We start from the raw sequence: 11,726 nt of genomic DNA, 5'->3' as shown, positions 1-11,726 counted from the left end.
TATCTATTTTAGTTCTCAGGCCGCTCCGGGCAGGTCTCGCCGATCACGGTGCCGTCATAAGACTTTTCACCGCAGTCGTTAAGCTCGTGCCAGATATAGCCGCGCCCGTCATCGGTCAGCGCCACGATCCGGTCGACCCCATAGTGCACGTTCTTGGCCCCAAGGAAGGTCAGCGCTGTGCCTGCCTCAATCTCAGCCCCAATGGCTGCGGCATCAAAGCAATCGAACCAGCCCGGCGCGTTACGCGGATCGGTGTGGTCGGTCATCTCATAGGTCTCGGTCGCCATGGCGAGGCTTAAGTCATGCGTAAAACAGGCGCGAAACCGGATGGGAGAGCTATCAGCGTCAATGGCTTGTAGATTGTCTGCGGCGATCTCTTCCGGTTCTTGGGTGGTAAGCGAAACCAGTTCGACCTGCGCGTCAGGCACGTCATCGTAAAAGCCATAGATCTGCAGGTAATAAAGGGCAGCGCCGGCGATCAGCGCAGATACAAGGATCACAATACCAACAATCTTGCCGCTCATGCCGCGTTGTCCGCCTCGGGCGTCCACCCGCCCGCGCGGGTCTGCACGAAGGCATCGGCGCATTGTTTGGCCAGCGCCCGCACGCGCCCGATGTAAGCCTGCCGCTCGGTGACTGAGATCACGCCGCGCGCGTCGAGCAGGTTGAAGATATGGCTGGCCTTGATGCACTGGTCATAGGCCGGATGCGCCATGACGATGCGTTTGCCGGTCTTGGGGTCTTCGGCAGGTTGCTCCAGAATGAACTGGCAATGCGCCTCCGCCTCGTTGAACTGATCCAGCAGCACTTCGGTATTGGCGGTGTCAAAGTTCCAGCGCGCGAATTCTTCTTCGGTCTGTTTGAAGATATCGCCATAGGTCAGCGGGATCGGCGCGTCAGGGCTGTTGAAGGGCATGTCCATCACGTGATCGACGCCCAGCACATACATCGCCAAACGCTCCAACCCATAGGTCAGCTCGCCCGAGACAGGGTGACAGTCGTGACCGCCGACCTGTTGGAAATAGGTAAACTGGCTGACTTCCATACCGTCGCACCAGACCTCCCAACCCAGACCCCACGCGCCCAGCGTTGGGCTTTCCCAGTCATCTTCGACAAAGCGGATGTCATGCAGCGCCATGTCTATGCCAATGGCCTCAAGCGAGCCAAGGTACAACTCTTGCAGGTTGGGCGGGCTCGGTTTGATCAGCACTTGAAACTGATAGTAATGCTGCAGCCGGTTGGGGTTCTCACCATAGCGCCCATCTGTGGGGCGGCGCGAGGGCTGCACATAGGCCGCGGCCCAAGGTTGGCTGCCGAGGCTGCGCAGCGTGGTGGCCGGGTGAAAGGTGCCCGCGCCCACTTCCATGTCGTAGGGCTGCAAGATCGCACAGCCATGGCGCGCCCAGTAGCTTTGCAAGGCAAGGATGATCTCTTGAAAAGAGCGTGGTTTCTGCGCCGCGTCAGACATGGTGATTGCCCCTTAATGATGCGCGCCTTTCCTACGTCTGCAATCCATGGGGGTCAATCGCAGCTTTGTGAGAAATTCAGCCCCTTTCCCATGGCATTTAAGCTGCTTTCCAGCGTAATCTGGCTCGGATTTGGTTTTGCGAGAGTTGAGTGACGATGAAGCGATTTCTTTTTGCCCCCGTGGCGATGTTTTTGGCCCTGAGCCTGTCTTGGGCCGGGCTTGCACGGGCGCAATCGGCAGAGGATGTCGTTTGGGTACAGATCGAGGCGCAACCGTCTTTGGCAGAGGCCACAGATCGCGCGCGCGCCTATGAAACCCTTCTGGATGATGTGAACGGCTTTTCTTTGGGCGGCGGGTGGTACGGTATCGCCGTGGGGCCCTATAGCCGCGCGGATGCCGAACTGGTGCTGCGCAGCTATGTGCGTGATGGTCTGGTACCACGTGATAGCTTCATTCAGCAATCAAGCCGCTTTCGCCAGCAGTTCTGGCCGGTTGGTGCCAATGTACTCGAAACTGGCCAGACCGACGCGCCTGCAGGCGTGACCCCCGAAGGTGAAGCGGAAACCAGCACAGGGACCACCACACCTGAAGTCACGACAACCCCGCTTGATCCGACTGCCCCAGCTGACGCGCAGGCCGAAGGCGAAACGCCTGTCGCTGAGACCGAAACTGAGACTGAGGCCGAGATCGAAACCGTCGCCGCTCCTGAACCTCCAAAACCGGATGAGACCCCGGCAGAGGCGCGCCGCTCCGAGCAATCCCTCTCGAGTGAAGAGCGCAAAGACCTTCAGGTCGCTCTGCAATGGGCTGGCTTTTACGATGCGGCAATTGATGGTGCTTTTGGCCGGGGCACCCGCGCGTCTATGGGGGCGTGGCAGGCCGCGAATGGTTATGACCAAACCGGCGTGCTGACCACCCGACAGCGGGCAGCGCTGATCGCGCAGTATAATGCCGTACTGGACGGTTTGGGCCTGCAAATGGTGCGCGACGACAAAGCCGGGATCGAGATCATGATGCCCACAGCCGAGGTCGAATTCGCCCGCTATGAGCCGCCTTTTGCACATTATGACGCCAGCGGCAATGTTGGCGCGCGGGTGCTGTTAATCAGCCAACCCGGAAACCGGGATACGCTCTATGGTCTTTACGACATCATGCAAACGCTTGAGATCGTGCCGCTTGAGGGACCCCGCGAGCGCGCGCGCGACTCATTCGAGTTGATCGGCGAGAACGGCAGCATCATCAGCCAGACGCAGGTGTCGCTGGAAGACGGTCAGATCAAAGGCTTCACCCTGATTTGGCCCGCCGGGGACGAAGACCGCCGCCGCCGCGTTTTGGCTGAAATGTCCAAAAGCTTGACCCGCCTGCCCGGCGTGCTCGACGCCACCGCAGGCAACAACGACGCACAGGCGATTGATCTGGTTGCAGGGCTGCAAATCCGCCAGCCTAAAATCGCCCGCAGCGGCTTTTTCATCGACGACAACGGGTCGGTCGTGACGACGAGCGAAGTGGTGGCCTCCTGCTCTCGCGTGACGCTGGACGCCGATACCGATGCCACGGTCGTTGCCACGGACGACGCGCGCGGTCTTGCCCTGTTGAAACCCGCAAGCCGTCTGGCCCCACTGGCCGTGGCCGAGTTCAGCAACCGCGCGCCGCGCCTGCAATCAGAAGTTTCGGTCGCGGGGTATTCCTATGAGGGTGTGCTGAGTGCTGCGACACTGACCTTCGGCGCCCTTTCAGACCTGAAAGGGCTGAACGGTGATGAGAACCTTAAGCGGCTGGCGGTCAAAACACAGCCCGGCGATGCAGGTGGGCCTGTCTTTGACGAGAACGGCCATGTCGTTGGCATGTTGCTGCCCCGCGCGGAAGGGGACCGCAAACTGCCCGAAGACGTGAGCTTTGCTCTCGACGGAAGTGTCATCCTTAAGGCCGCGCAGGAGGCAGGGCTGGGCAGCAGTATGGCTCAGGGCACCACCGGCCCCATCGCACCCCGCGACCTGACGCTTCGGGCGCAGGGCATGACTGTATTGGTCAGCTGCTGGGAATAACGAAGCGCGGGGCGGTCTTTGTCCCGTTTGATCGATTACGCAAAGGGCGGTGCCAAAGGTGCCGCCCTTTCGCGTTTTAAGCGCGCCAGAATTTCGAGGTAAACATTACATAGACCGCCATCAGTTCCAGCCGCCCGATTAACATCGCGATGATCAGGATCCATTTCGCCGTGTCGTTCAGGCTGCCAAAGTTCCCCGCCGGTCCGATGATCGGCCCCAAACCCGGCCCGATATTGGCCAGTGCCGCCGCAGCACCCGAAATGGATGTGACGAAATCCAGCCCGGTGAGGCTAAGCGCGACAGAGATCAGCCCCAGTGACACCACGAAGAACATGAAGAACGACATCACCGAGCTCAGCACGTCGCCCCCCACCGGGCGGCCATCATAGCGCGGGGTAAAGATGCCATGCGGCGACCGGATCCGCCGCAGCTGTGCGCGGATGGAGGCAAAGAGCAATTGGTAGCGGAAGATCTTGATCGAACAGGTGGTCGAGCCCGCACAGCCGCCGATCAGCCCGATGAAGAAAAACAGTGCCACTGCGAAGGCACCCCATTGCATGTAGTCCGCCGAAGCATAGCCGGTGCCCGAAATGATTGAGGTGATGTTGAACAGTGCCTCGCGCAGCATCCGCTCGCTTTCATAGGTAAAACCGCTGCGCAGAACGAGGAAGACGACCCCCACCAGAAACGCCACGGTCAACAGAAAGCCCCGCACCTGCGGATCACGGTGCAGCGCTACCGGGTTTCCGTTGATCAACTGCACGTAGCGCACGAACGGCAGCGCCGCGAGGATCATGAAAACCACGGCAACATATTCGGCCGGGCCAGAGAAGGCGCTGAACGACGCATCGTAGTTCGAAAAGCCGCCTGTTGAGACGGTGGTCAGCGCATGAACCGTCGCGTCAAAGGTGGTCATGCCAAGGGCAAGATAGCTCAGCATACAGGCCAGCGTTAGCCATAGGTAGATCACTGAAATCTGGGTGGCGATCTGCCCCGCACGCGGCAGGATCTTTCCGAAGGTGTCAAAGGATTCGGATTTGAAAATCTGCATCCCGCCAACCCGCAATTCAGGCAGGAACACCATTGCGACAACGATGATACCGATGCCGCCCAACCACTGCAGGATCCCTCGCCAAATAAGCAAGCCCTTGGGCAGTTCCTCAAGGCCAGACAATACGGTGGAACCGGTGGTGGTCAGACCCGACATGGCTTCAAATACGGCGTCGGTGACGCTCGCCTCTGTCGCGCCCAGAATGAACGGCAACGCGCCAAACAGCGGCAGCATCAGCCAAACGCCGGTGGTGAGCATAAATGTCTGTTGGATGGTGAGCCCTTCGCGGACCCCATTGGCGCTGGCGAGGGCGATCATACCGCCACCCAACGTCGTGATCAGTGCGCTTTCGACGAAAACCCACCATTGGCCCCGGCCCTCGGCCAGATCGACCAAGATCGGGATGATCATGGCAAGGCCAAGCACGGCCACCAAAAGGCCCACGACATATCCGACAGGTCGTATATCCAACATGGGCGCAGCGTTGGCTTGGCCGCTCGTCGCTGTCAAGCCGAGACGGGACCGGGGCGCGATTTGGCCCCGATCCGTGTCGTCTTAGATGTAGTAAAGGTCTTTGAAAACGTGGTGAACGATGTCGTCACGCTTGATGCCGAGGGCGGCCAGGTCTTCGTCGCTTTTGGCTTGCAGGAATTGGACCTGTTCAAACCGGCGGTGGGCAGTGGAGCCCATCATGATGCCATGGCCGATCCCAGCGAAAAAGCGGCGCAGACCAGCGCCAGCGCGCCGTAGCCCTTCGAGGGGTGAGACGGAGTGGGCGGAATGAGCGGTGCTCTGGTAGGTCATCTGATTGCCTTTGCAATTTCCAATATTTCGATGACCATTAGATAGGCAATGCTGCGTTGCAGCAGAACCGACGTTTATGCATAGCGGCTGGGCGTTGCTTGCAGGGCTAAAATACGGGGAATTTACATTAAAGAAACTACGGCGGGCATTTCACAACGGATACGCATGTTGCTGCGGGTGCAAACAGCCGGCAGGTGAATGGACCGTAAGGCGAATTTCAACCGACGTGGAAGAGCGTATTAAAGAGCTTGGGATCAATGCTCTGCGCTGCAAAAGTACCGCCTTGGGTCAGCACACTGATCGCATCATGGCTGTGCAGGCTTTCTTGATGGCTGGCGACGATGCGAAAATCGCCCACCCGCCCGTCGGCCAAAAGCTGTTCACAAAACAGCCGCGCGGCATCTTCGACAAAGATCGGATTGGCAGCGTTAAGTTCGGCGAAGGCCTGTTCATCTTCGCGCTTGACCATCACCTGTGTCTCGGTCGGCACGGCGCGACGGCAAATTTCGATGAGGTCTTCGAACCACAGGCAATCGCCTTCGTCCTGCGTCTCAACCGAGATGCGCGCGACGGAACGTTGCGAATGCGGCGTAGCCAGCTGACCGCGTGTCTCGCGCGCATGTTCGCTCAGTTCCAGCGAACAGGGGCAGGTGCTGGAATAGACGTAATCGAGATGGACGATCTTTTTACGTTCGCCGTCCTGCTCGACCAGCTCCAGCGCGATGTCGTAATACTGATAGCCCGTCAGCCCGGAACGGAGGCTGGCGATCTTCATCGGAAAGGAGAACCGCATCTGGATCCGCGCATCAAGGCTTTCCAGATCGGTCTTATAGTCGTCCAGCGCCGCTTCGATCACCTCAAAGCTAAAGGTCGCCTCTGCATGGCGGTAAAAGCTGCGCATGATGCGGGACATGTTAATGCCCTTCTTCTCGGCATCGAGCGAGACTGATCCAGTGACCGAGGTCTCAAGCCGCAAATCCCCGCCCTCACGGCTGCGGTAGCGGATCGGCAGGCGGAAGTTCGAGATGCCAACATGCTGGATCAACTGCTGCGCGCCCCGGATCAGGCTTGATGGGCCGTTTTGCAAATCAGGCAGGCTGGCGCGGTAATTGTCGCCGGCGGTGAAATCTTCGGGGTAGGCCCGGCTGAGCGCCGGATACTCGGCAGAGGACAACATCTGCGACATCGCTGGATCGAGCGCAGCAATCTCTGCAGGGGTTGCCGTATCGGCCCAAGCGCGCAACGTGGCGAGCGCGGCCTCTGCCGCATCCCGATCCGGTGTTTCGGACATCTCAGTCACGATATTCATTGCGCGGCCCTCCGGTCTTTCGTCCCTAATGTATGGTGCGCGGGGCAAAAATGCCACCGCGCCTGCGACACATCAGGTTAGGCTTGCGTCGCCGCATCCAAGGCTTGCAACAGATCAGCCTTAAGATCGCCGGTATACTCCAGCCCCACGCTGACCCGAACGAGGCCCGGCGTAATGCCCAAAAGGTCTTTGGTTTCCTGCGGCAGGCGCTGGTGCGTCGTCGTCGCCGGGTGGGTCACGATTGTCTTCGCATCGCCAAGGTTGTTGGAAATCACCCCCACCTGCAGCGCATTCAGGAACGCGAAAGCAGCCGCCTTGCCGCCCTTTAGGTCGATCGACAGCACAGTGCCGCCTGCCCCCATCTGCCGCATCACCAGCGCGTTCTGCGGATGCGATGCAAGGCCTGGGTAAAGCACCCGTGCCAGCGCCGCATGCCCGTCGAGCGCCTCGGCCAACTCCTGTGCGCTGGCCGCCTGCGCCCGCACCCGCAGGTCGATGGTCTCAAGCCCCTTCAGCATGATCCACGCGGTAAAGGGGCTCATCGAGCCGCCGGTGTGCTTCATGTAGGGCTCAAGCGTGCCACGGATGAAATCGCGGCTGCCCAGCACCACACCGCCAAGCGCGCGGCCCTGCCCGTCGATATGTTTGGTGGCCGAATAGATCACCACATCCGCCCCCTGCGAGATCGCGCGCGAAAAGACCGGCGTGGCGAAGACGTTGTCGACCACCACCAGCGCGCCTTTGGCATGAGCCAGTTTGGCGACAGCTTCGATGTCGATCACTTCAAGCGTGGGGTTGGCGACGGATTCAAAGAACACGGCGCGGGTGTCCTCGCGGATCGCCGCCTCCCATGCGTCCAGATCGCTGCCGTCAACAAAGGTCACCTCAACCCCGTAGCGGCCAAGGATTTCTTCGAGCACATAGATACAGGAACCAAACAGCGCACGCGCGGATACCACATGATCGCCCGCCTTCAGCATCGAGATCAGCGCGCCCGACACTGCCGCCATGCCGCTGGCCGTGGCAAAGGCGTCTTCGGCCCCTTCCAACGTGGCGATGCGGTCTTCGAACATCGCGACCGTGGGGTTGCCGTAGCGGGCATAGATGAACTCATCCGGGCCGATCTCTTCGAACCGGGCCTCCGCCTGTTCGGCGCTGTCATAGACGAAACCTTGGGTCAGGTAGATCGCCTCGCTCACCTCGCCGTATTGGCTGCGGCGGGTGCCTGCGTGGATCGCTTGAGTGCGTGGGTGACGGTCGTTGCTCATGTATCTCATCCTTCCGACCCGACCTTGCGGGCATAAAAAAACCCCAGACGCGGCCAAGCGAAAGGGGGTCTTTCATCCTGACCTTTTAGCGGCATGTTTAACGTGGCCCACAATCCGGTAACAAATCGCCACGCGGCTCGAAGTACGCCGCGTGACGCTACAGGTCAATAACTTCGCGAAGGGGTGGGTTGAATTTGGCCGCTCAGCTATGGTCTTTCTTCTCACCATAGGCCTCGAACAACTTGCCCTGCGCCATGAAGAAAACGAAAATCGCGGCCGTTAAGCCGAAGGTTTTGAAGTAGACCCAAGTGTCGGTCGAGAAGAACCGCCAGATCAGCTCATTCGCCAGCGCCAGCCCGAAGAAGAAAAACATCAGCCGTTTGGTCAACAGCATCCAGCCCTCATCGCGCAGCGGCATCATCTCTTCCATGACGTATTTCAGGTAGGATTGCCCCCGCAGCAGGCCGATGGCCAGCAGACCGCCGAAAAGCACATAGATCAGCGTCGGCTTCATCTTGAAGAAGCGGTCGTCATTCAGCCAGACCGACAGCCCGCCGAAGATCACCACCAGCACCACGGTGGCGACCTGCATTCGGCTAAGCTTTCCCGTCAGCGCCCAAAGCGCCCCGGTCGACAGCACCAAAAGCGGCACGAACATCGCCGTAACGACGATGAAGCCGTCGTATTCGGTTCCGCCAAAGGTGTAGGTGTTATCCTTCAGCCACAGATAGGCGACGAGGAAGGCCAACACAGGCCCGTATTCCAGCGCCGCGCGCAGCATTGGGTTGATCTCTTTTGGTTCTGACATGCCTATTCCTTTAGCCGCCCATTTCAACAATCACCGCCCCGGCCGCGATCAGCGCCATCAGCGCAATGCGGCGCGGGCCGACGGTTTCTTTCAGCACCAGCACCCCGATCAGCGCAGCAAAGACGGTCGATGTCTCGCGCAGCACCGCCGCTTCGCCCACCTTATCGAGCCGCGTGGCCAGCATGACCGACCCAAAGCTCGCAAATGCGATGAACCCGCCAAAAACGCCGCGCAACATTAACGGGGCAACCTCGGGTGGGTTCTCCATTCTGTGCCAGCGTCGCCATGCGATCACCGGCATCACAAGCCCGTCGATCATGAAAAACCACGCGAGAAAGGTGAACGGATCAGCCGTGGCGCGAATGCCATATGCGTCATATGTGGTGTAAAGCGCCACGAACAAGCCCGTGAGCACCGCCAGCCCCAATGCCGCGTGCAGCGTATCGCGCGCTGCAACCAGATTGCGCAGATTATAAACCGCCAGCCCGAAGATACCGCTGAGCAGCACAGCCACGCCCAGCCACTGCACCGCGTTGAAGCGCTCGTCAAAGATCAAATAGGCCCCCACCACGGCAAACAGCGGCCCTGTCCCGCGTACAACAGGGTAGACCACCGTATAAGCGCCCTTGGTATAGGCCCAAGCCTGCAACAGCTTGTAGATCATATGGATGACAAAAGCGCCGAGAAAGATCAGCCACATATGCGGCTCGGGCCACGGCACGACGAAGAGCGCAAAGGGCGCGGCCATCACGCAGTAGGACACATCTATTGCCCCGCGTGTCAGCCACGGATCATGCCGCCCCTTTTGCAGCGCGCCAAAGACCGCATGGAGAAAGGCCGCCGACAGCGCCAGCCAGAGCGCCGCAGTATGGCCCGCGGGCGTGCCTTCGATCGACAAGAGCCATTCGGTCATTGCGGAACCACCGGCGCAGCGAGCAGTTTAGCCTTGAAAGCCCTCTCAACAATCGGAAATTCTATGTTCGAAAGCCTGATCGCCGACCTGACCAACAGCTTTTCCAAAGTGCCCGTCACCGTCGCTGCGGCGCGGTTGTTGATGGCGGCGTTTTTGGCGGGTGTCGTCGGGTATGAGCGCGAGCGGCGCGACAAGCCTGCGGGGCTGCGCACCCATATCTTGGTGGCCATCGCAGCCTGTCTGTTCATCATCATCGGGCAGGAACTGGGCAGTCTGGAATTCGGCAAAGGCGACCAGATGCGCTTTGACCCGCTGCGCTTGATCGAGGCGGTCACGGCCGGCGTGGCCTTCCTCGCGGCGGGGATCATCTTCACCTCGAACGGCGAAGTGCGCAACATCACCACCGGGGCGTCCATGTGGCTGGCCGGGGCCATTGGTCTTGCCTGCGGTGCGGGGCAGATTTTGCTCGCGTGCCTCACGGCGGGGATCGTGGTGCTCGTGCTCGTGGTCCTGCGCCAGATCGAGAAAATGCTCGGCACCCACGAGTAAGCAGGGCCAATCAGCACGACGGCCGAGGTATTGTCAGGCATCAATTCCGACCAGTGCAGCGGCAAATTCGTCCGGGTCGAAAGGCGACAGGTCGTCGATCTGCTCTCCCACGCCCACCGCATGGATCGGCAAGCCAAAACGGTCAGCCAGCGCCACCAAAACGCCGCCCTTGGCAGTCCCATCCAGCTTGGTCATAACCAAACCGCTGACATCCGAAATCTCTTGGAACACCTTCACCTGATTAAGCGCGTTCTGCCCGGTCGTCGCGTCCAGCACCAAAAGCGTGTTGTGCGGCGCGGTCTCGTCCTTCTTACGGATCACCCGGACGATTTTGGCTAGCTCTTCCATCAGGTCGCCCCGGTTTTGCAACCGGCCTGCGGTGTCGATCAGCAGCAAGTCGGCCCCTTCTTCCTGCGCACGGCCCATCGCATCAAACGCAAGGCTCGCCGGATCGCTGCCATGTGCTGCGGTCAGCACCGGCACGCCCGCCCGTTCACCCCAGACCTGCAATTGCTCAACAGCAGCGGCGCGGAATGTGTCCCCTGCGGCGATCACGACCTTCTTACCCGCTGCGCGGAATTGCGAGGCCAGCTTGCCGATGGTGGTGGTCTTGCCCGAGCCGTTCACACCGACCACCAGCACCACCTGCGGGGTCTTGGAATAGATCGGCAAAGGCCGCGCCACAGGCTCCATGATGCGGCTGACTTCTGTGGCGAGCAGCTGTTTAATCTCGCCCACCGACAGTTTCTTGCCAAAGCGCCCCTCGGCCATGTTCGCGGTGACGCGCAACGCGGTATCAACGCCCATATCAGCGCTGATCAACAACTCTTCGAGTTGCTCGAGCATGTCATCGTCCAGCGTGCGGCGCACCACTGGCTGCGCGGCGTTGCGGCCCATGAGGCGGCCCAGAAGGCCCGGCTTGGCGGGGGCCGCATCGGCAGGAGCTTCGTCCAGCGCAGGCGCTACCGGGGTCATGGCTTGACGCAGATCGATGGGGGGAACTTCGCTTGGCGCCGGAGTTGGCTCAGGGTCGACAGCGGGCGGCACCTGCTCGGGTTCGGGCGTGGGCTCCGGGTCCGACACGGGCTGCCGCTGAGGTTCCACGGGGGGCGCGGGCTGCGGTTCGGGGTCGGGGATGGTCACCGGGTCCGGCGTCGGCCCGGGCGTGGGGACTAGGTCAGGCTCCGGTGCGGGCTCAGGCTCTTCAGCGCCGTCCCGCTCGGCGGCCAGCATCGGGCCGCTGTCATCCTGCCCGTCGGGCATCACATCTGACGCCGCGCCGGGCTGGTCCATCACCGCGTCTACGGGGGCCGCCTCGGCCTCCGTGTCGCCGCCATCGCTGACAATCGCCTCCAGCCCCTCGTCGATCTTGGACGAGGATTTAAACAAGCGGTCCTTGAGCTTCGTGAAGAAGGCCATTGGCGTCTCCCATGCAGTTTTGTCATGATCTATAGGCTTGCCCGCGCAGATGGAAGGGCGCCCGGGTCAGATCACTGCAGCCAGCAGGGGTC

General features: G+C 60.7%; 11 protein-coding genes and 1 riboswitch. Of the genes, 2 read left to right on the top strand and 9 right to left on the bottom strand.

Annotated elements, in window-relative coordinates:
• Positions 1 to 8 precede the first annotated feature (8 nt).
• Both DSM14862_RS05250 and DSM14862_RS05245 read right to left on the bottom strand, forming a co-directional pair.
• Positions 9 to 524, bottom strand: a complete 516-nt coding sequence (locus tag DSM14862_RS05250; protein WP_007119385.1) for a DUF6446 family protein — start codon at positions 522 to 524, stop codon at positions 9 to 11.
• A complete protein-coding gene (locus tag DSM14862_RS05245; protein ID WP_007119384.1) occupies positions 521 to 1,468 on the bottom strand; it encodes a glycine--tRNA ligase subunit alpha in 948 nt (315 codons plus the stop codon). Before DSM14862_RS05245 ends, DSM14862_RS05250 begins: the two co-directional genes overlap by 4 nt.
• A gap of 155 nt (positions 1,469 to 1,623) precedes the next feature.
• On the opposite strand from DSM14862_RS05245, the gene DSM14862_RS05240 reads away from it, so the two are divergent.
• Positions 1,624 to 3,513 carry a serine protease gene (locus DSM14862_RS05240; RefSeq protein ID WP_007119383.1) on the top strand — a complete coding sequence of 630 codons (1,890 nt, stop codon included), beginning with the start codon at positions 1,624 to 1,626 and terminating at the stop codon, positions 3,511 to 3,513.
• A 76-nt stretch (positions 3,514 to 3,589) separates the two neighbouring features.
• Here DSM14862_RS05240 and DSM14862_RS05235 read toward each other — a convergent pair whose 3' ends face one another.
• The 6 genes from DSM14862_RS05235 to DSM14862_RS05210 all read right to left on the bottom strand — a co-directional run bounded on the left by DSM14862_RS05235 (position 3,590) and on the right by DSM14862_RS05210 (position 9,666).
• Positions 3,590 to 5,038, bottom strand: coding sequence for a TrkH family potassium uptake protein (locus DSM14862_RS05235; RefSeq protein WP_007119382.1), 1,449 nt, complete (start codon positions 5,036 to 5,038; stop codon positions 3,590 to 3,592).
• An 81-nt stretch (positions 5,039 to 5,119) separates the two neighbouring features.
• Positions 5,120 to 5,368, bottom strand: a complete 249-nt coding sequence (locus DSM14862_RS05230) for a hypothetical protein (RefSeq protein ID WP_040700983.1) — start codon at positions 5,366 to 5,368, stop codon at positions 5,120 to 5,122.
• Positions 5,369 to 5,585: 217 nt separating this feature from the next.
• Positions 5,586 to 6,677 carry a GTP cyclohydrolase FolE2 gene (folE2, locus tag DSM14862_RS05225; protein ID WP_007119381.1) on the bottom strand — a complete coding sequence of 364 codons (1,092 nt, stop codon included), beginning with the start codon at positions 6,675 to 6,677 and terminating at the stop codon, positions 5,586 to 5,588.
• A 77-nt stretch (positions 6,678 to 6,754) separates the two neighbouring features.
• Positions 6,755 to 7,945, bottom strand: coding sequence for an O-succinylhomoserine sulfhydrylase (gene metZ, locus DSM14862_RS05220; RefSeq protein WP_007119380.1), 1,191 nt, complete (start codon positions 7,943 to 7,945; stop codon positions 6,755 to 6,757).
• Between the two features lie 65 nt (positions 7,946 to 8,010).
• A riboswitch (SAM riboswitch) is annotated at positions 8,011 to 8,087 on the bottom strand.
• Between the two features lie 60 nt (positions 8,088 to 8,147).
• Positions 8,148 to 8,753, bottom strand: coding sequence for an inner membrane-spanning protein YciB (locus DSM14862_RS05215; protein WP_007119379.1), 606 nt, complete (start codon positions 8,751 to 8,753; stop codon positions 8,148 to 8,150).
• Between the two features lie 10 nt (positions 8,754 to 8,763).
• Positions 8,764 to 9,666 carry a DMT family transporter gene (locus tag DSM14862_RS05210; protein ID WP_007119378.1) on the bottom strand — a complete coding sequence of 301 codons (903 nt, stop codon included), beginning with the start codon at positions 9,664 to 9,666 and terminating at the stop codon, positions 8,764 to 8,766.
• 63 nt (positions 9,667 to 9,729) lie between these two features.
• Between DSM14862_RS05210 and DSM14862_RS05205 the strand changes: the two genes are divergently transcribed.
• On the top strand, positions 9,730 to 10,215 hold the full coding sequence (locus DSM14862_RS05205; protein WP_007119377.1) for an MgtC/SapB family protein: 486 nt from the start codon (positions 9,730 to 9,732) through the stop codon (positions 10,213 to 10,215).
• A gap of 33 nt (positions 10,216 to 10,248) precedes the next feature.
• On the opposite strand, the gene ftsY is transcribed toward DSM14862_RS05205, so the two are convergent.
• Entirely contained in the window at positions 10,249 to 11,634 is a 1,386-nt protein-coding gene (ftsY, locus tag DSM14862_RS05200) for a signal recognition particle-docking protein FtsY (RefSeq protein ID WP_007119376.1), read from the bottom strand.
• Positions 11,635 to 11,726 lie beyond the last annotated feature (92 nt).

This window comes from Sulfitobacter indolifex (assembly GCF_022788655.1).
Classification (GTDB): domain Bacteria; phylum Pseudomonadota; class Alphaproteobacteria; order Rhodobacterales; family Rhodobacteraceae; genus Sulfitobacter; species Sulfitobacter indolifex.
The sequence above is the reverse complement of the archived record's forward strand: the minus strand, read 5'-3'. Positions and strand labels throughout refer to the sequence as shown.